This window comes from Aeromonas sobria, assembly GCF_000820145.1.
In the GTDB taxonomy this organism is placed as follows: domain Bacteria; phylum Pseudomonadota; class Gammaproteobacteria; order Enterobacterales; family Aeromonadaceae; genus Aeromonas; species Aeromonas sobria.
On record NZ_CDBW01000005.1, the window covers coordinates 67472 to 85873 of the forward strand.

Genomic DNA, 18402 nt, shown 5'->3' on the forward strand with positions numbered 1-18402 from the left:
TGAACGTAACAACGGCAAAACCGCGACAAAATTTGATGCAAAATAACAAAGGTTGAGGATGACTTTGTTATTTTTCAACAATCGGGTTATCCTTTGTACGCCCATTTTTGCGTCAAAAGCATCTCGCTATTGACCTGTCAGGGACGTCTGGATTTCGGGTCTTGTATCACTATACAAGGGGCAAGCAACAGATTGCCAACCCTCATAAGGATTAGTTGAAATTTTTTGGACGCACAACGTCCAACGCATCCGCCTACACCCCCCAATCTGCGATAGGATTTATTCATGAGTAAGCTGGTTCTTGTTCTTAACTGTGGCAGCTCTTCCCTGAAGTTTGCTGTCATTGACGCAACCACCGGTGATGACCTGCTGTCCGGCCTGGCTGAGTGCTTCGGCCTCGACGACGCCCGCATCAAGTGGAAACTGAATGGCGAGAAAGGCAGTGCCGATCTGGGCGCTGGTGCCGCTCACCAGGAAGCGCTGGACTTCATCGTCAACAAGATCCTGCCGCTCAATCCGGAACTGGCCAAAAACCTGATCGCTATCGGTCACCGTGTAGTACACGGCGGTGAGCGCTTCACCTCTTCCGTTGTCATCTGCGAAGACGTCATCGCTGGTATCGAAGCCGCCGTGCCGTACGCACCGCTGCACAACCCGGCTCACCTGATCGGTATCCGTGAAGCTCGCCGTGTATTCCCGGCGCTGGCTGACAAGAACGTGGCCGTATTCGACACTGCGTTCCACCAGACCATGCCGCAAGAGGCCTTCCTGTACGCTCTGCCGTACAAGCTCTACAAAGAGAACGGCATCCGTCGCTACGGCGCCCACGGCACCAGCCACTACTACATCAGCCTGGAAGCTGCCAAGCAGCTGAACAAGCCGGTTTCCGAGCTGAACATCATCAACTGCCACCTGGGCAACGGCGGTTCCGTCTGCGCCATCAAAAATGGTCAGTCTGTTGATACCTCCATGGGTCTGACCCCGCTGGAAGGCCTGGTGATGGGTACCCGCTCCGGCGATCTGGACCCGGCCATCATCTTCTTCCTGCACGACAAACTGGGCATGAGCGTTGCTGATATCAACACCATGCTGACCAAAGAGTCCGGCCTGCTGGGTCTGACCGAAGTGACCTCCGACTGCCGTTTCGTTGAAGACAACTACGACAGCAAAGAAGAAGCCAAGCGTGCCATGGATGTTTACTGCTACCGCCTGGCCAAGTACATCGGTGCTTACGCCGCCGCCATGGACGGTCGTCTGGATGCCGTAGTCTTCACCGGTGGTATCGGTGAAAACTCCGCACCGATCCGTGCAATCACCCTGAACAAGCTGGGTCTGCTGGGCTTTGACGTTGATCACGACGCCAACCTGGCTGCCCGCTTCGGCAAGGGTGGCGAGATCACCAAGGCTGGTTCCACCAAGGCCCTGGTTATCCCGACCAATGAAGAGTGGGTCATTGCCCACGATGCGCTGGAACTGATTGGCGCTTAATTGATGCAGTAACTCGAGGCCGCCCCAGGGCGGCCTTTTCCTGATCCCAAAAAATGAACAAGGGGTATAAAGTGGCACGCACTATTATGCTTATCCCGGTCGGCACTGGTGTCGGCGTAACTTCCGTGAGTCTTGGCGTGGTTCGCGCTATGGAACGTCACGGTGTCAATGTCAGCTTCTTCAAACCGGTCGCCCAGCCGCGTCCGGGTGAAACCGGTACCGAGCGCTCTACCGCCGTTATCCGTGCAGCTGCCAACATCAACCCGCCCGAGCCGTTCACTCTCTCCTATGCCGAGAACATGATCAGCTCCAGCAATACCGATATCCTGCTGGAAGAGATCGTTGCTCGCTTCGAAGAGCACGTAAAATCCAGTGGTGCCGAAGTGCTGGTTGTCGAAGGTATGGTGCCGACCGACAAGCAGCCCTTTGCCAACAAGCTGAACTACGACGTAGCTAAAGCGTTGGACGCTGACATGGTATTCGTGACCCATCCGGGCCATGACTCCAGCCAGAAGCTGAAAGAGCGTATCGAGCTGGCCTGCTCCAACTTCGGTGGTGTCAACAACCCCCGTATCGTCGGTTGCGTCATCAACAAAGTCGGCGCCCCGGTTGACGAGCATGGCGTGACCCGCCCTGATCTGACCGAGATGTTCGAAGCCCATCACCACATGTCTGAAGCTGCCCACAACCTGGAAGTGCTGCAGGTATTTGGCAAGAGCCCGCTGCGCATTCTGGGTTGCATCCCCTGGAACACCCAGCTGATCGCCCCCCGTGCCAAGGATCTCGCCAAGCATCTGGCGGCCAAGATCCTGCACAAAGGTGAACTGGACAGCCGTCGTCTGCAGACCGTGACCTTCTGTGCCCGCTCCATCCACAACATGGTTGAGCACTTCCGTCCGGGTAGTCTGCTGGTGACCTCTGGCGACCGCTCTGATGTCATCGTCTCTGCCTGCCTCTCCGCCATGAACGGCGTCAAGCTGGGCGCCCTGCTGCTGACCGGTAACTACCATCCGGAACCGCAAGTGATGGCTCTGTGTCAACAGGCCATGGCCACCGGTCTGCCGATCATGATCACCGGCACCAACACCTGGCAAACTGCGGTCAGCCTGCAGAACTTCAACGTCGATATTCCGGAAGATGACCGCGAGCGTATCGAACTGGTGCAGGATTATGTGGCTGGCCACATCGACAAGCACTGGATCGAGTCGCTGACTGTCAGCTCTACCCGCTCCCGTCGTCTGAGCCCGCCGGCATTCCGTTATCAACTGACCGAGCTGGCCCGTCAGGCCAACAAGCGCGTTGTGCTGCCGGAAGGTGAAGAGCCACGTACCATCAAGGCTGCCGCCATCTGTGCTGAACGTGGCATCGCCCGTCCGGTGCTGCTGGGCAACCCGGAAGAGATCCGTCGCGTTGCCGAACAGCAAGGCGTGGTGCTGAGCAGCAGTGTCGAGATCATCGATCCGGCCATGGTGCGCGAGCGCTATGTGCCGCGTCTGGTCGAGCTGCGCAAGAGCAAGGGCATGACCGAAGTGGTTGCCCGCGAACAGCTGGAAGACAACGTGGTACTGGGTACCATGATGCTGGAGCGCAACGAAGTTGACGGCCTGGTTTCTGGCGCGGTGCACACCACTGCCAACACCATCCGTCCGCCGATGCAGATCATCAAGACCGCTCCGGGCGCCTCACTGATCTCCTCCATCTTCTTCATGCTGCTGCCTGACCAGGTGCTGGTGTACGGTGACTGCGCGATCAACCCGGATCCGACTGCCGAGCAGTTGGCCGAGATCGCCATCCAGTCTGCTGACTCCGCTGCCGCCTTCGGCATCGAGCCGCGCGTAGCCATGATCTCCTACTCTACCGGTACCTCTGGCGCCGGTGCTGATGTAGAGAAAGTCCGTGCCGCGACCGAGCTGGCCAAAGCCAAGCGCCCGGACCTCATCATCGACGGCCCGCTGCAGTACGACGCGGCCATCATGGAGAACGTGGCCAAGTCCAAGGCGCCGAACTCACCGGTTGCTGGTAAAGCGACCGTGTTTGTGTTCCCTGACCTGAACACCGGTAACACCACCTACAAGGCGGTACAGCGCTCTGCTGACCTGGTCTCCATCGGCCCGATGTTGCAAGGCATGCGCAAGCCGGTCAACGACCTCTCCCGTGGCGCCCTGGTTGACGACATCGTCTACACCATCGCCCTGACCGGTATTCAGGCTGCCCAGGCTGAGTAATCAGCCCGTTACCTGAAAAAACCGATCTCGAAGGCTGCTCACCGTTGGTGAGCAGCCTTTTTTATTAATGATCCCTTAAACACCAGCGAAACATGCCATCAGCGCAATGTTGCGCAGAATAATCTCATCCGGCGCACCAGCAACGACTTGAGCAGAGCATCTCGGGGAAGCGTGCTCGCCACATTAAAGATGCATATTAAATACATTCAAGATCATAAGGTTGAACGTATGAGGGCATTCATACCGGAGCGCTTATAGCAAATCTTCCACCATCGGCATGGCGATCTGACCTGTCAGAAATTGCAGTAAAAAAGACCCGTTCGATACGCTATTTCTCAATGTGCCCACTCGGCAAAATCCAACATCATGGAGGAATGGAAATGCTGATGAAGAAGCTCTCTGCAGTCATGCTGCTGGCCTGCTTGCCCCTGTTCAGCCAACCCGTGCTGGCAGCGGAGAAAATTGCGCCCAAGCAGACCACCACAACCGCTGCCGCCAAGGAGGACGGCAAACTGAATATCAATACGGCTACCCTTGCCGAACTCACCAGCCTCAAAGGCATTGGTGACAAAAAAGCGCAAGCCATTATCGATTACCGTGATAAACAGGGAAAATTCACCTCGGTCGATCAGCTGGCAGATGTCAATGGCATAGGTCCGGCCACGCTAGATGCAAACAGGGAGATGATTGTCGTCAAATAATCTCGAATGGATCAGCTGCAAATGGGGCAGCCGGTGGCTGCCCCATTTTTCTTGGAGTATCATGGCCGCACTTTTATCTCTCTGGATAGTTTTCCATGAAAAAGACTCCTCTTGTTGTTCGCAAGGCCGTGCTCCCGGTAGCCGGTCTGGGTACCCGCATGTTGCCAGCCACCAAAGCCATCCCGAAAGAGATGCTGCCGGTAGTCGACAAACCGCTGATCCAGTATGTGGTGCGCGAAGCGATCGCGGCCGGGATCAAGGAGATCATTCTAGTCACCCACTCAAGCAAGAACTCCATCGAAAACCACTTCGACAAGAGCTTCGAGCTGGAAGCGACCCTCGAGAAGCGGGTCAAGCGCCAGCTGCTGGAAGAGGTGCAACAGATCTGCCCGAAAGACGTCACCATCATGCACGTCCGCCAGGGCGAGGCCAAAGGCCTGGGCCACGCGGTGCTGTGCGCCCGTCCGCTGATCGGTGACAACCCCTTCGCCGTGCTGCTGCCGGATGTGCTGATCGACGAGGTTGCCAGCAACCTCAAGCAGGACAATCTGGCCGAGATGGTGCACATGTTCGAAGAGAACCAGATCAGCCAGATCATGGTGGAAGCGGTGCCCGCGAGCGAAGTGGACAAGTACGGCATTGCCGACATCAGAGGTGAAGCCCTGAGCGAGGGGATGTCCCTGCCGATGCAAGCCATTGTCGAGAAACCGCCCCGGGACGAAGCCCCTTCCAATCTGGCGGTGGTGGGTCGCTATGTGCTCTCTTCCAATATCTGGCCACTGCTGGAGAAAACCCCGGCCGGTGCTGGCGACGAGATCCAGTTAACTGACGCCATCGCCATGTTGATGGAGCAAGAGCAGGTCAACGCCTACTTCATGAAAGGCAAGAGCCACGATTGCGGCAGCAAGCTCGGCTATATGAAAGCCAATGTGCAGTATGCGGTACGCCATGCTGAACTGAATGGTGAATTTACCGATTGGCTGAAGCAGTTCGTCAAACAGTTGTAATAGCTGAAAAATCTGTTTTTTATAGAGGTATTCAAGGGGCATCATTCGATGCTCCTTTTTCATTTATGCAACATCTTATCAATCTCTGACAAATAAATTCTCAGCAAATCATAATGTTGTAATTTATTCACACATGTTCTATAAGGATTGAGGCGTGTTTCTCGCCCTTGCATAAAAAACTCAAAAAAATATAAGACACAGGTGGAAGTTCCAATGAATAACCCGTCAAAAGGGACCTTTTTAGGTCACCCTAAAGGGCTTTTTTTGCTCTTTAGTACCGAACTGTGGGAGAGATTCTCCTATTACGGCATGCGTGCCGTGCTGGTGCTCTATCTGACCGACCTGACTGCCAACGGCGGTCTGGGCTGGAGTCAGGCAGATGCCCTCAAACTCTACGGTATCTATACCGGTCTGGTTTATATCACTCCGCTGATCGGCGGCTGGCTGGCAGACACCTTCCTAGGCCAACGTCGCGCCATCCTGATCGGTGCCGTGCTGATGGCGGCGGGTCAATTCACTCTGGCACTGCCCCATGCCATGTTCCCGGATATGGTCAACTCCATGTTCTACGCAGGCCTCGCGCTGCTGATCGTGGGTAACGGCCTGTTCAAACCGAACATCTCCACCATGGTGGGTGACCTCTATGAAGAGGGCGATCACCGCCGTGATGGTGCCTTCACCATCTTCTACATGGGCATCAACCTGGGTTCCCTGCTGGCAGGCGTGATCTGTGGTGCTGCCGCCACTGCCTACGGCTGGCAAGCGGCCTTCGTCGGCGCCGGTATCGGCATGCTGCTCTCTCTGGTGATCCAGGCCACCATGGCCCAGCGTTTCCTCGGCAACATCGGTCGCGTCACCGCCGCCCAGCGTGCTGCAGCCCTGCGTACCCATGAGCAAAAAGCGCCACTGACCAAGCAGGAAGTGGATCGCATCAAGGTTATTCTGGTACTGGGCCTGTTTACCATCATCTTCTGGGCTGGTTTCGAGCAGGCCGGTGGTCTGATGAACCTCTACACCCAGGAGTATACCGACCGGATGATCGGTAACTTCGAAGTGCCGACCGCCTGGTTCCAGTCCCTGAACCCGTTCTTTATCATCACCCTGGCCCCGATCGTGGCAGCCATCTGGATCAAGCTCGGCAAGAAAGAGCCGAACTCTCCGGTCAAGTTTGCCATGGGTCTGCTGTTCCTGGCTGTCGGCTTCCTGTTCATGATCGGCGCTGTGCTGCAGCAAGGTGGCGATCAAGCAGTCAAGACCTCCATGTTCTGGCTGGTGGGTGCTTATCTGTTCCACACCCTGGGCGAGCTCTGCCTCTCCCCGATCGGTCTGTCTATGGTGACCAAGCTGGCTCCGCTGCGTCTGGCCTCCCTGATGATGGGTGCCTGGTTCGGCTTCGTTGCTCTGGCCAACTATGCAGCCGGCTTTATCGGCTCCTTCGTCGGTGAAGCGGGTCCGATTGCCATCTTCGGTGGCATCGCCCTGGCTGCGGTACTGAGCGCCCTGATCCTGCTGACCATGGCTAACCGCCTGGTCTACTGGATGCACGGTGCCGAAGGCCCGGCCAAAGAGCCGCAAGCTCAAGACAAGAAACTGCAGTCCGCTGCCGTCTAAACGGTCAGGATTGTAAGAAACAAACAGGGCGCCCATCGGGCGCCCTGTTTGTTTTGGCCTGTGGTCAGGTGGCATCAGTGATGGCGTACCTGCACATCCAGCGATCCGCCGCTGTCGCTACGAAACTGCAGAGCAAAGGGTTCATGCCAGCTGCGCTTGTGCAGGGCGTAGTGGCAACTGCGCATCAAGCCAAGGGGCAAGCCGCCGGAGCGCATCAACCAATGGGGAGAGGTGAGCCCGGCATTGGCGAACACCAACCCATCGTGCTGATCAAACAGCAGCGCCGCCATGGCAAAGGAGTGACGCAGGCCGGACTCCATCAGCTGATGGTTGAGGTAGTCGAGTAACCGGTGTGGCTGGCTTAGCAGACGACTCTCGTGTTGCTGAAACTGGCGGTAGGGCACGTTCATCAGGGATCGCACCAGCGCCCCGCAAAATGCGGCATCCGTTCCCATGATGGGCAGCTCCATCACCAGCACCAACAGCTTGTCTTCCACCTTGAAAGTATCGGGAATAAACAGCTGCCCCAGCCCCTTGAAAGTGACCTGCCAGGGGCCCCACTCCTGCAAACCTGGCGGTTTCAACCCCGCCAGCAAGCGGCTGGCCGCCTTGTCATGGGCACTGAAGTAGTCGATGTGATCCATCAGCTCCAATTGCTGCGCCCGGTTGGCGCTGCCGTTAAGGGATTGCTCGATACTGCGCTCGACCAGCGCGAAATTTTCGAGGGGCTTGAGTAGATAATCCCGCGCACCGGCGCGCAGGGCGCTGGCGACCGCCTCCATGGTGCTCTGGGCAGAAATGACAATGACCGGAATATGGGGATAGCGAGCAGCGAGACAGGCGATCACCTCATGGCCATCCATATTGGGCATATTGAGATCGCACAGCACCACGTCGGGATGGTAGAGCGCCGCCGCCGATAGCCCTTCAATGCCATCTTCGGCCTGAAACACTGTGGCCCCGTCCCGTGCGAGGTAACTCACTAACGAGTGGCGAAAAACGGCCTCGTCCTCCACCACCAGGATCCGTAGCCCGGCTTTTGGCATCTTGATAAAAACCTTATTAGTCAATTGGTTATTCAGGTATAAAGACTAGCTCAAAAGTGCGCTCAGCGCGGAAACCCTGCGTCAAAAATAGACCTCGATCGCGAGGTGGATTCAAGAGAACCCCATCCAACCGTGCCAATATCTTCGCTCGGGGAGTCGTCGGCTGCGACCGCCATCTGAATTGTGCAAGTGGGCGCCTTAAGGGATAATGCCCCCACGTAGGATCACAAAGAACACCATGACCCCAGCCGAATACAGCGCCCTTGCCCACCCCAGATTGTCCCATCCGGCGCGCAGTCTCTATACCATGCAACTGCGCAGACTGGTGCTGGAAAATCAGCTGGCCCGGCTCAACTACCCCGAGCTTGGCCGCGCATTGGCAGTGGTCGACCCGGGCGATCCCAGCGGTTTCTCGTTTCAGGTCAATGCCCGCCAGCTGACCGAGCTATTCGACGAACTGATGGAGGCCGGGCTGTTGCAGGTCGAAGCACAGGCAGAGAGTGAGCACTACCATCAGTGCCCGTTTCTGCTGCCACTACTAGTCCAGAAACAGCGCAGTCCGCTGCCGGAGCGCCCCTTCCAGATGCACCTGCAGTGGCGACCAGATGAGGAGCTGCCCGCCCTCGCCCGCCTGTGCGGGGTGATCGATGCCAGCTACAACGAAGAGGATTTGGGGGAGTTTATCGCCTACTGGCTGGGGCGTCCCGAGGTGTTCGACTCCCAGCATCAATGGATGCTCAAATTCATTCGCGCCCTCAAGACCCGCCGCTATACCCGCCGCAAGCCGATGGAGGAGCAGGGTTACCAGCAGGTGACGCCGGCCCCTGCCGAGGCTGGCCCGAGCAAACGGGCCCAGCAGATGATCGAAGAGGCCAAGCGGCTGGCCCAACAGCAAACGCAGGAACAAGCGCCGCAACAGGAGCCGGATAATGATTGATAGCGGCCCCTGCCTGCAGGCAAAATCAACCCCCTGTCTACCCATCCCTGACCGAGCAGAAGGAGCATTCCATGACTGACCCGCAAGATCCCCTGCGCCAGGAGCTGGAAGAGATCGAAGCCAAGCGCAAGAGAATCGCCAAGGCCAAACAGGATCATCGCATTCACGATCCCGAGCTGAGCCAGCACGTTGGCGGCCTGCTGGAGCGCATTCGTCGCCTGCAGGCCGAGACCGGCGGCGGCCAGTATGATTACGAGACCCTGCGCAAGGAGTACGACGCCAAGGCCAACGCCGAGGTGCGCGAGCTGCAGAAGGCAGCCCGTCAGGAGCGGATCCAGAAGCTGATTGCCCAGGCTGACCTTAACCCGGACTGGGTGTTCGAAAAGATGGATGCCACTGATCCCGCGCTGCAATACCCCGTCGAAACCGCCCGTTACTTTATCAGCGGTTTCGAGCACTGGGAGAAGAGCGGCGGCGGCTGCATGCTGATCTACGGCGACTATGGCACCGGCAAATCTACCCTGGCGGGTGCCGTGGCGCACGAGCTGATCGCTCTTCACCAGAAATCGGTGATCTTCCAGCAGTGGGCCTCCATCGTCGATCGGCTGTTCTTCAACGTGATCCCCGATCAGGATGAGCGCAACCAGTATCGCCGTGCGCTGGAAGAGGTGGATCTGCTGATCATCGACGAGGTATCGGCCAACCGCGCCAAGATGGCGGAGAGCCAGTCCAGCTTCCTCGGCCACCTGCTGCGCCGCCGTCGCAACCTGTCAAAGAGCGTCATCATCATCACCAACCACACACCCCAAAGCCTGCATCAGGCGATCGGTGATTTCAGCTATGAGGCAATCAAGGCGTTCAATCCGGTGGATATCCACCTGAGCGGCCCCAGCCGTCGCCCCAGCATCGGCAACTACAACGGCTGATCACCTCTCAGTGGGTGCGAGTCGCTGGCGGCTCGCACTCTCTCCTCCCTGTCAGCTCACAGATAGAAACAACTCTCATTTACAGCAGACGAACAAGCCACTAGGCTAGTCCCTTTTGCCAAGGGAGCCCATCTATGCCAACCACACTGATTTTCGGAGCCAGCCGCGGGCTGGGCCGCGCTTTTACCCACCACGCCCTGAATGAGGGGCACCGGGTAGTCGCGCTGGTGCGCAGCCCCGAGATGGCCACGGAACTGGGTACGCTGGGAGTCGAGGTGATCAAAGGGGAGGCGCTGGATCCGGCTGCGGTGCAGCAGGCCTGCATTGCGGCAGGGCAAGATGCCTGCGTTGTCTCCACCCTCGGCAGCTTCCGTCAGGCAGCGCCAGTGGACTATCAGGGCAACCGACATGTGATCGATGCCATGGAGCAGGCTGGCCTCAAGCGACTGCTGCTGGTCACTTCCCTCGGCTGCGGCGACAGCTGGCAATATCTGCCGGAGCGAGCCCGCGCCGCCTTCGGTCACGAGGTGCGCCTCAAGAGCCTGGCGGAGAGCTGGCTGCAGACCAGCCCCCTCGCGTGGACCATTCTGCGCCCGGCAGGCCTGCAAGATGGCGAAGCCACCGGTCGCGCCGAGCTGAGTCAGGGCAAGGAGGTACACGGACTGGTGCGCCGCGCCGATGTGGCCGTCAAAGGGCTGCGCCTGCTGGTGGATGACACTGCTGTGGGGCAAATCTACGCCATCGGCGATCCCGCGCTCCAGCGCGGCTAAGGCTGCACCATCTCGTTCATTCTCACAGATCCTGCACATAACAAAACGGTCAGCCCAAGGGCTGACCGTTTTTCGCTTTACCGCACACGCCATCTCACGTGCGCTTGCCCCCTCCCGCTTAACCAGCGGTCGTTTCACTCTGAGTGACTGACGGGCGCTCCACCGGCAGCGACTGCTGCCGCCAGCGCAACAGCAGGCAGGCAAGCACGCCGTAGAGCAGCGCCAGTCCCCACAGCTGCCACCAGTAGTGGGCTACCTGTTCAAAGCCCGCGCCCATCTGGTTGAGGCGCAGAAAACCCTCGATGGCCGGGATAGTGGGCACCCACTGAGCCAACCAGTTGAGGGGCGCCGGGATCAGCTCCAGCGGCCAGATAAAGCCCGCCAGAAAGACTAGCGGCAGGGAGGAGAGCAGCACCACCTGGGTCGGCAGATCCCTGCGGGTAAACAGGGCACCCAGCACCACCCCGAGCCAGCAGGTCGCAAGCAGGAACGGCAGGGCGAATAGCCACAGCTCCAGCGGATCGGCATGGCGGGCGATGTTGTAGTGATCGAAGCAGAAACCGAGGAAGTAGCTCACCGGCAGCAGGAACAACCCCGCCAGCACCAGGGTTCTGGCCAGCAGCAGCGGCAATACCGGCGCGCTTTGCCAGTAACCCTGCTCGCCACGGCCACTGCGCTGGTTCTGGGTCGCTCCGAGGATTCCCGCTCCCATCAGTAACACCTGATGGAGGATCAGCACGAATACCGCAGGTACCACGTAGTTCACGTAGCCCATAGTGGGGTTGAACACCGGCACCACATTGAGGGCCACCGCATTCCACCCCATGGTTGCTTGCGGCAGTGCCTCGCCATGACTCAGCAAGCGCGCCACCTTCACCTGTGCCGCCAAGGTGCCACCGGCCTGCGCCAGCCCTTCGGCAATGGTGCCGTAGACCAGAAAGTAGGAGGCATCGCCGGCATAGCTCAGGGTGACGCTCTTGCCCTGCATCAGATCCCGATAGAAGTGGTTAGGAATGTGCAGGATCCCGCTCGCCTCCCCGGCCATCATCAGCTGGCGCGCTTCGGCCAGCGAATGGGCTCGCGCCACCAGCTTCACCTGTGGCGTGGCATCGGCCATAAACTCCAGCTGACGGGACAGCTGGCTGCCATCCTCGTTGACCACCACCACCGCCTCTTCCCGCGGCAACTGATGCAGATAGGGCTGGGGATAGAGAAACGAGTAGAAGATCACCCCGCCAAACAGGGTGAGCATGATGGCGCGATCCGCCAGCAGGGTGCGCAGCTCTAAACGCAACAGATCAACAAATCCAAGCATCACTGCGGCTCCTTCTCTGCCACTGGAACTACGGCTGATTGACGGGCCAGTTCTGCCTGCTGTTTATAACGGCGCACCACCAGCAGCAGGGGGAGCAGGAACAGCAATAACGCCCCCAGTTGCGGCAAGGCGGATGCGAGGGGCAAGCCGTAGTTGCTCTGGCCAATCTGCAATTCAACATAATGGGAGACCGGCAACAGGCTGCGCCAGAACTGGGCAAAATCCCCCATGGCGCTCACCGGAAAGGTGACCCCCATGAAAGCGAAACCGGGCGCAGTGTAAGCCCCCGCTAACGACAGGGCGCGCGCCGGATCCCGAATGATGCCGTAGAAAAAGGCCCCCATGGTGACGCAGGCTGCCGAGGCCAGCCCCAACCCTACCGTCAGTACCAGCCAGCTGCCGTGCATAGGATAAGCGAACCCCTTGAACAGCAGCAGCGTCCAGGCCAACCCCCAGCCCCAACCAATCAACACATGGGGCAACAGGGTGCGCCACAGGCCAAACCAGACACCGCGAGTGGTCCAGTCCAGTCCCAGCCGGTCGGTGCGGGCCAGCGCATTGAGGCCAAACAGCACCACCAGGATCTGCCACACCGCGGGCAGAATGGCACTCAGCAGAAACTGGGCATAGCTGGAGTTGAGGTTGTAAAGCGCCGTTATCTGACTGCTGATGGGCACCGACTGCCCGAGCGCACCGGGCAATGCTTTGCCATCGGCCATCGCCTCCAGCACCCCCACCTGACCGTTGAGGGTTCCCACCACCTGTGCCAGCGCCGAGCTGACCAGCTTGGCGATCAGGATAAACTGGCCGTTGTTGAATACCGTCACCTGCGGTTGGGTACCCTGACGGGCATCCCGCTCCAGATGGCTGGGGATCACCACCAGCGCATAGATGTCGCCGCCTCGCAGGGCATGTGCCCCTGCATCGATGGAGTCAAACTGCCGTGCTACCTTAAGCCCGGCCGAGCCATCCAGCGAGAAGGCGAGCTGGCGCGACAGCACGCTTCGGTCCAGATCCACCAGTCCCACCTTGAGGTCGCGGGCCAGCCCTGCCGAGAAGATCCAGCAGAGGATCCCCATCAGCAGCAGCGGCACCCAGCTCATCAGGGCGCGGCTGAACGGATCCTGCCACAGCAGCCGAAATTCACGTCCCATCAGAGTTCGACCAGCACACTCATGCCAACCCGCAACCCGTCAACCGGTTGCAGCGGGCGGGCCTCCACCTGAAAGCTCTTCATGTCAAAGCCCTGACGGGTATCAGTGGCACGCCAGGTGGCGAAATCCCCCATCACGGCCACATGGGTCACCTTGAAGCGCACCATCTGGTCGCCAAGGCCCGGGAGGCGGGCATCAAACTCGGTATCCACGGTGAAACGCGGCAACAGATCTTCACGAATATGGAACTGAGCCCAGGCATCGTTCATGTCAAGCAGGGTCACCACCGGAAAACCTTGTGGCGCCAACTCACCGCTGCGCAGCAGCACCTGGCTCACTTCGCCGCCATGGGGACTATTGATGCGGGTATCGGCCAGATAAGCCTCCACCTCCGCCACCGAGCCTGCCGCCATATTGGCTTTCTCACGGGCGGCGACCTTGGTCTCTTCCCGCGCCCCTTCCAGCGCCATCTGATATTGCTGCCACGCCATCCCTTCGCTGTACTTGGCGGCTTGCCACGCAGTCCAGGCCTCATCACGCTTTTGCAGCGGCATCACGCCATCGCGATGCAGGCTGGCGATCCGTTCGTAGGTCTTGCCACGCAGCTGGGCGGCGGCCTTGGCCTTCTGCCACTGATCCTTGGCAGCCGCAATCTGCTGAGAACGGGCCCCTTTTTCAGCCTCTTGTGCCATGGCGCCAGCGGCCGCTTCACCGGCTTTGGCCTGGCTCAGCTTGGCCTCGATTTCCGGACTGGCCAGAGTAAAGACCAGCTGATCCTTGGCCAGCTGATCGCCCTTTTTCACCAGCACCTCGTCAATACGCCCCGGCACCTTGGAGGAGACCGAATATTGCTGCGCTTCGATCTGCCCTTGCAAATGCACCGGCTCTGGCTGATAGGCCAGCCAGAAACGCCAGCCCAGCCACACCACCAGGATCACCAGCGCCAATGGCAACAACAGCGGTTTACCCTGGCTCATCTTCTTTTTGATGGGGGGATGGCTCATCACTTCACCTCGACAAACTGGCGACCCTTGACGGTCGAAACAGACATGAAAAAAGAAACAGACAGGGCGGCGATCACGAGTTCACCTCGATCACCTGACCATGCTGATATTGATTGAAACTGTTCATCTGGCCGGAGAGGGCCAACAGACGGGCCAGCGACACCACATATTGATAAGCCGCCGCCGCGCGCTGGGTCTTGACCCCCGCCAGCTGGTTACGGGCATCCACCACATCAAGGGAGGTAGAGAGCCCCTGCCCGAAGGCTTTATCCCGCAGCAGCACGTTCTCCTCTGCCAGCGCCTGGGTAGACGAGAGTGACTGATACTCCTCCAGCCCCTGCGCCGCTTCGCGCCATGTCTTCTCTACCAGCAGCTCCAGATCCTGGCGAGTCTTGGCTTGCAGCAGATTGACCTGCAATTCGGCGCTCTTGGCCGCCTGTACCGTCTCGGAGCGGCCATCGCGGCTGATCAACGGCATGCTGACGCCCACCCCCACCAGCCAGTCCGGGGCAGTTTTGGAAGCCAGCGAATCATCTTCATAGAGGTTGTAGTTGCCGAACATAAACACTTCGGGGGCATATTTGCCCTTCTCCATCCGGATCATCCCCTTGGCTTGCTCTTGCTTGGCGCTGAGCAGCTTGAGACCGGGGTGCACCTCCAACGTCTGACTTACCAGCCCATCGAGTCCGGGCAACTCTTTATTGACGAACAGGCCACTGCCCGGCTCTGCGCTCGGCAATTTGAGCATATGGCCGAGGGACAGCTCGGCAATCTCGAGACCACGGCGGGACTTCTGGGTATCAATACGGGCCCGGTCATAAGCCGATTGGGCAGAGAGCCGCTCCACCTTGGCGATCTGGCCCTGAGCCTCGAGCTTCTTGGCATGATCCAGATGGTGGGCCAACCCGTCCTCGATCTCCTGCTTGGTCATCACCACTTGGGCGGCCAGCACCACCCCGAAATAGGTCTGGGATAGGCTTTCAAAGGTGGCTTGCTGCTTGAGCACCAGCAACTGCTGCGCCTCGCTCACCTGCGCCTGGCGGATATCCTGCGCCGCATCGATACGACCACCGGTAAAGAGCGGCCAGAGCATCTTGACCGAGCTGGTCACCACATTCTGCTTGGTCAGCGGGGTGACGAAATCATCCGGACTGAGGTGGAACTTCTGCATGAGTGGCGCCAGCACCTGACCCAACTCCGGATGGCTGGCAATGGGGTTGAGGTCCATCATGTCCAGTTCCACCGGCTGATCGAGGTGGGTATAGCTGGCCCCCAGATCCACCTTGGGCAGATACATATCCTTGGCGGCCTCGCGCAGTTGCTTGGCCCGGTCCACCCCTGCCTGCTCGGCGGCCAACCCTTCATCCTGCTGGATGACCCGGGTCCAGGCTTCGCCGAAGCTGACGGTCTGTGCCTGCACCGATCCCAGCACGGCCCCCATCAGACACGGCCAGAGTGATTTAATGAACCTTGACGTCATAGTTCCCCAATCCGCTTTTGTTGCATACGCGCACATGTTACATAAATGTTTGGAGCATTTGCTCGACTTTAGCCGGCTATCATAACGCAAAGCAGGCCCACAAGTGGACTGTCAATTATGCAGACAACCGACATAGCTAGTACAGCCATCCCACATGTGCAATCTGGCCGTTTTTCAATAACTCCAGAATTTGCAAGCCTTGGCGCGACGTTTTTTTCAGAAAAAAATGGCTGACGCTCAAATACTAACCTTTTCTCCTGCCTAAAAAATGCGTAATATACGCCGCCCTAAGCCGATGGTAACCGTGGAATGCAGATAGGTCCCCACACGCTTGAAACACCCTTGATTGTGGCTCCCATGGCCGGTGTAACAGACCGACCGTTTCGTGAACTTTGTTTGCGATTGGGGGCTGGCATGGCCGTTTCCGAGATGCTGCTGGCCAACCCGGATGTCTGGGATACCCAGAAAACCAGGATGAGGATGGATCACTCTGCAGAAGGCGGTTTGCGATCGGTCCAGATTGCCGGGGCCGACCCCGAGATGATGGCGTTTGCTGCCCGCTACAACGTGGAGCAGGGCGCACAGATCGTCGACATCAACATGGGGTGTCCGGCAAAAAAAGTGAATAAGAAGCTGGCAGGCTCAGCCCTGCTGCGTGTACCCGATCAGGTCAAAGCAATTTGCCGGGCCGTGGTGGATGCAGTAGAGGTCCCTGTCACCTTGAAGATCCGCACAGGATGGGATCCGGATAACCGCAATGGCGTGGAGATCGCCCGAATCGCCGAAGATTGTGGTATCGCGGCCCTCGCCGTGCATGGTCGTACCCGTGCCTGCCTTTATCGGGGCGAAGCGGAGTACGACACAATCAGGGCGATTAAGCAGGCCGTATCGATTCCTGTTGTCGCCAATGGCGACATAGACAGCCCGGAGAAAGCCCGGTATGTCCTCGACTATACCGGTGTCGACGCCGTGATGATCGGCCGCGCAGCGCAAGGACGACCCTGGATTTTCCGGGAAATCCGTCATTTTCTTGAGACGGGCACCAAGCTGCCGCCTCCCGAAAGGGAAGAGGTTCGCACCCTGATGAACGAGCATGTAACCAACCTGCACCAGTTTTATGGTGCATATCTGGGAGCGCGCATTGCCCGTAAACACGTGGGCTGGTATCTGGATGAAGAAGAGACGGGCCGAGAATTCCGCAAGCACTTCAATGCCCTGGATTGTGCAGACGCACAACTCGAGGCACTCGAAGCGTATTTCGATGGATTAGGTTAACAAGATAACTAAAGAGCCGACCGAATATGTTCGAACAAACCCTGACTTCTGATGCATTGGTAACAACTACTCACAATCACGCTGCCGAGCCAACCCAGCGCCCCCTGCGTGACTCTGTGCAACAGGCCCTGCGTAACTACCTGGCCCAGTTGAACGGTCAGGAAGTGATTGAACTGTACGATATGGTTCTCTCCGAAGTTGAAGCGCCGATGCTGGACGTGATCATGCAGTACACCCGTGGTAACCAGACTCGCGCTGCCGTGATGATGGGTATCAACCGTGGCACTCTGCGCAAGAAGCTCAAGCGTTACGGCATGAACTGATTGTTGGCTGTCAGCCATTGATATGAAAGGCGCCCGGTAGCAATACCTGGCGCCTTTCCTTTATGCTCTTCCCTCCATTTCACTACTATGCCCCCAATGAACCGCACACCCCTGCTGCTGATGGTACTGGTCACCCTGCTGGCCGCCGCTGGCTGGATATTCTCCAAAGAGGCGATCCACGAACTGCCCCCCGCCGCCTTTATCGGCAGCCGCTTCCTGCTGGCTGCATTATTGCTGCTGCCGCTAGCCTGGCTGCGCGAACCGCCGCCAACACGCGCCCAGCTGCTGCGTGCCGCTGGTTGCGGCACTCTGCTTGGCACCAGCTTGTTGCTGTGGGTCACCGCCATCAGCCAGAGCGATGCGCTCGGCAGCGGCGCCTTTATCATGAGTGTCGCCACCCTGATGGCGCCGCTGGCCGCCTGGGCCGCTTTCAAGAGCAAACCCGGTCGCCACTACTGGCTCACCCTGCCCATCGCCATCGCGGGTCTGCTGTTACTCTCCAGCAGCACCCATTGGGGAGTCTCGCTATCGCTGTTCTGGTTTCTGGCGGCCGCGACGTCGTTGGGTATCCAGCTCGCCGTCCACCGCCACTTTGCCCAATCCATTCCCCCCACCTGGCTTACCTGCATCCAGCTGGCGATGACCGGCCTGCTCGGCACCCTGCTCTCCCTGCTGACCGAACAGTGGCCCGAGGGCGGGGTCAGCCACGGCATCTGGGGCTGGTTTGCAGCGAGCGTGCTCATTGCCACCACATTGCGCTACTGGCTGCTTACCCACGCATTGAGCAAAATGACGACCGCCCACGCCGCCCTGATGATGCTGCTGGAACCGGTCTGGACCCTGATGCTGAGCACCCTTGTATATAACGAACCCCTCGGCGGCGCCAAACTGGCCGGAGCCGGACTGGTACTCGGCGCCCTGGTGCTCTACCAGCTCCCCCTGCTGCTGCGCAGTGCCAGGCTAAAAGCTCCGCTCTGATGAGAAGTTCCGCCCCGAGGGGCGGTGCCATCCATCTCCCCCCATTCCTCTTTTCTGCCTTCCTTGCGCCTCAACGGCTGCAAATGCTGACGTTCTGTTAACGGCATTTAACCCTTGGTATCCACAGGGTTAAAGGGCATACCCCATGAAAAAATGCCATAT

Annotated in this window: 16 protein-coding genes; 11 read left to right on the forward strand and 5 right to left on the reverse strand. The window is 58.8% G+C overall.

Annotation, left to right across the window (positions count from 1 at the left end; translation table 11 throughout):
• Positions 1 to 285: 285 nt before the first annotated feature.
• The 5 genes from BN1135_RS02365 (at position 286) to BN1135_RS02385 (ending at position 7032) form a co-directional block, all read left to right on the forward strand.
• Positions 286 to 1488 carry an acetate kinase gene (locus tag BN1135_RS02365; RefSeq protein WP_042018565.1) on the forward strand — a complete coding sequence of 401 codons (1203 nt, stop codon included), beginning with the start codon at positions 286 to 288 and terminating at the stop codon, positions 1486 to 1488.
• A gap of 53 nt (positions 1489 to 1541) precedes the next feature.
• On the forward strand, positions 1542 to 3713 hold the full coding sequence (gene pta / locus BN1135_RS02370; RefSeq protein WP_042018566.1) for a phosphate acetyltransferase: 2172 nt from the start codon (positions 1542 to 1544) through the stop codon (positions 3711 to 3713).
• Positions 3714 to 4093: 380 nt separating this feature from the next.
• Entirely contained in the window at positions 4094 to 4414 is a 321-nt protein-coding gene (locus BN1135_RS02375) for a ComEA family DNA-binding protein (protein ID WP_042018568.1), read from the forward strand.
• Between the two features lie 95 nt (positions 4415 to 4509).
• The gene (gene galU / locus BN1135_RS02380) at positions 4510 to 5421 is read left to right on the forward strand and encodes a UTP--glucose-1-phosphate uridylyltransferase GalU (protein WP_042018570.1); all 912 of its coding nucleotides are present in this window, start codon (positions 4510 to 4512) and stop codon (positions 5419 to 5421) included.
• Between the two features lie 213 nt (positions 5422 to 5634).
• Entirely contained in the window at positions 5635 to 7032 is a 1398-nt protein-coding gene (locus BN1135_RS02385; protein ID WP_042018572.1) for a peptide MFS transporter, read from the forward strand.
• Between the two features lie 74 nt (positions 7033 to 7106).
• On the opposite strand, the gene BN1135_RS02390 is transcribed toward BN1135_RS02385, so the two are convergent.
• Complete coding sequence (locus BN1135_RS02390) at positions 7107 to 8078, reverse strand: response regulator (protein ID WP_042018573.1); 972 nt, start codon at positions 8076 to 8078, stop codon at positions 7107 to 7109.
• A gap of 238 nt (positions 8079 to 8316) precedes the next feature.
• Between BN1135_RS02390 and BN1135_RS02395 the strand changes: the two genes are divergently transcribed.
• The 3 genes from BN1135_RS02395 (at position 8317) to BN1135_RS02405 (ending at position 10711) form a co-directional block, all read left to right on the forward strand.
• A complete protein-coding gene (locus BN1135_RS02395) occupies positions 8317 to 9015 on the forward strand; it encodes a DnaT-like ssDNA-binding domain-containing protein (RefSeq protein WP_042018575.1) in 699 nt (232 codons plus the stop codon).
• 71 nt (positions 9016 to 9086) lie between these two features.
• Entirely contained in the window at positions 9087 to 9941 is an 855-nt protein-coding gene (locus tag BN1135_RS02400; protein WP_042018578.1) for a DnaA ATPase domain-containing protein, read from the forward strand.
• Between the two features lie 134 nt (positions 9942 to 10075).
• Positions 10076 to 10711: an NAD(P)-dependent oxidoreductase gene (locus BN1135_RS02405; RefSeq protein WP_042018581.1), complete on the forward strand. Its 636-nt coding sequence runs from the start codon at positions 10076 to 10078 to the stop codon at positions 10709 to 10711.
• 118 nt (positions 10712 to 10829) lie between these two features.
• Here BN1135_RS02405 and BN1135_RS02410 read toward each other — a convergent pair whose 3' ends face one another.
• From BN1135_RS02410 to BN1135_RS02425, 4 genes are all read right to left on the reverse strand, one after another.
• Entirely contained in the window at positions 10830 to 12026 is a 1197-nt protein-coding gene (locus BN1135_RS02410; RefSeq protein ID WP_042018582.1) for an ABC transporter permease, read from the reverse strand.
• A complete protein-coding gene (locus tag BN1135_RS02415) occupies positions 12026 to 13180 on the reverse strand; it encodes an ABC transporter permease (protein ID WP_042018583.1) in 1155 nt (384 codons plus the stop codon). The genes BN1135_RS02410 and BN1135_RS02415 overlap by 1 nt, the downstream gene beginning before the upstream one ends.
• Positions 13180 to 14184, reverse strand: coding sequence for an HlyD family secretion protein (locus BN1135_RS02420; protein ID WP_082186707.1), 1005 nt, complete (start codon positions 14182 to 14184; stop codon positions 13180 to 13182). The genes BN1135_RS02415 and BN1135_RS02420 overlap by 1 nt, the downstream gene beginning before the upstream one ends.
• A 73-nt stretch (positions 14185 to 14257) precedes the next feature.
• Complete coding sequence (locus BN1135_RS02425) at positions 14258 to 15664, reverse strand: TolC family protein (RefSeq protein WP_042018586.1); 1407 nt, start codon at positions 15662 to 15664, stop codon at positions 14258 to 14260.
• A gap of 309 nt (positions 15665 to 15973) precedes the next feature.
• Between BN1135_RS02425 and dusB the strand changes: the two genes are divergently transcribed.
• The 3 genes from dusB to BN1135_RS02440 all read left to right on the forward strand — a co-directional run bounded on the left by dusB (position 15974) and on the right by BN1135_RS02440 (position 18240).
• The gene (dusB, locus tag BN1135_RS02430; protein WP_042018587.1) at positions 15974 to 16939 is read left to right on the forward strand and encodes a tRNA dihydrouridine synthase DusB; all 966 of its coding nucleotides are present in this window, start codon (positions 15974 to 15976) and stop codon (positions 16937 to 16939) included.
• Between the two features lie 26 nt (positions 16940 to 16965).
• The gene (gene fis, locus BN1135_RS02435; RefSeq protein ID WP_005906654.1) at positions 16966 to 17262 is read left to right on the forward strand and encodes a DNA-binding transcriptional regulator Fis; all 297 of its coding nucleotides are present in this window, start codon (positions 16966 to 16968) and stop codon (positions 17260 to 17262) included.
• Between the two features lie 96 nt (positions 17263 to 17358).
• Positions 17359 to 18240: a DMT family transporter gene (locus tag BN1135_RS02440; protein WP_042018590.1), complete on the forward strand. Its 882-nt coding sequence runs from the start codon at positions 17359 to 17361 to the stop codon at positions 18238 to 18240.
• Positions 18241 to 18402: the final 162 nt, after the last annotated feature.

Bases quoted from the DNA above. Each gene is read 5' to 3' on its own strand.
- BN1135_RS02365 (WP_042018565.1), top strand. From the start codon at position 286: ATGAGTAAGCTGGTTCTTGTTCTTAACTGTGGCAGCTCTTCCCTGAAG.
- BN1135_RS02420 (WP_082186707.1), bottom strand. From the start codon at position 14,184: ATGAGCCATCCCCCCATCAAAAAGAAGATGAGCCAGGGTAAACCGCTG.
- BN1135_RS02400 (WP_042018578.1), top strand. From the start codon at position 9,087: ATGACTGACCCGCAAGATCCCCTGCGCCAGGAGCTGGAAGAGATCGAA.
- BN1135_RS02405 (WP_042018581.1), top strand. From the start codon at position 10,076: ATGCCAACCACACTGATTTTCGGAGCCAGCCGCGGGCTGGGCCGCGCT.
- BN1135_RS02375 (WP_042018568.1), top strand. From the start codon at position 4,094: ATGCTGATGAAGAAGCTCTCTGCAGTCATGCTGCTGGCCTGCTTGCCC.
- BN1135_RS02385 (WP_042018572.1), top strand. From the start codon at position 5,635: ATGAATAACCCGTCAAAAGGGACCTTTTTAGGTCACCCTAAAGGGCTT.
- dusB (WP_042018587.1), top strand. From the start codon at position 15,974: ATGCAGATAGGTCCCCACACGCTTGAAACACCCTTGATTGTGGCTCCC.
- BN1135_RS02395 (WP_042018575.1), top strand. From the start codon at position 8,317: ATGACCCCAGCCGAATACAGCGCCCTTGCCCACCCCAGATTGTCCCAT.
- BN1135_RS02425 (WP_042018586.1), bottom strand. From the start codon at position 15,664: ATGACGTCAAGGTTCATTAAATCACTCTGGCCGTGTCTGATGGGGGCC.
- BN1135_RS02410 (WP_042018582.1), bottom strand. From the start codon at position 12,026: ATGCTTGGATTTGTTGATCTGTTGCGTTTAGAGCTGCGCACCCTGCTG.
- fis (WP_005906654.1), top strand. From the start codon at position 16,966: ATGTTCGAACAAACCCTGACTTCTGATGCATTGGTAACAACTACTCAC.
- pta (WP_042018566.1), top strand. From the start codon at position 1,542: ATGAACAAGGGGTATAAAGTGGCACGCACTATTATGCTTATCCCGGTC.
- BN1135_RS02415 (WP_042018583.1), bottom strand. From the start codon at position 13,180: ATGGGACGTGAATTTCGGCTGCTGTGGCAGGATCCGTTCAGCCGCGCC.
- BN1135_RS02440 (WP_042018590.1), top strand. From the start codon at position 17,359: ATGAACCGCACACCCCTGCTGCTGATGGTACTGGTCACCCTGCTGGCC.
- galU (WP_042018570.1), top strand. From the start codon at position 4,510: ATGAAAAAGACTCCTCTTGTTGTTCGCAAGGCCGTGCTCCCGGTAGCC.
- BN1135_RS02390 (WP_042018573.1), bottom strand. From the start codon at position 8,078: ATGCCAAAAGCCGGGCTACGGATCCTGGTGGTGGAGGACGAGGCCGTT.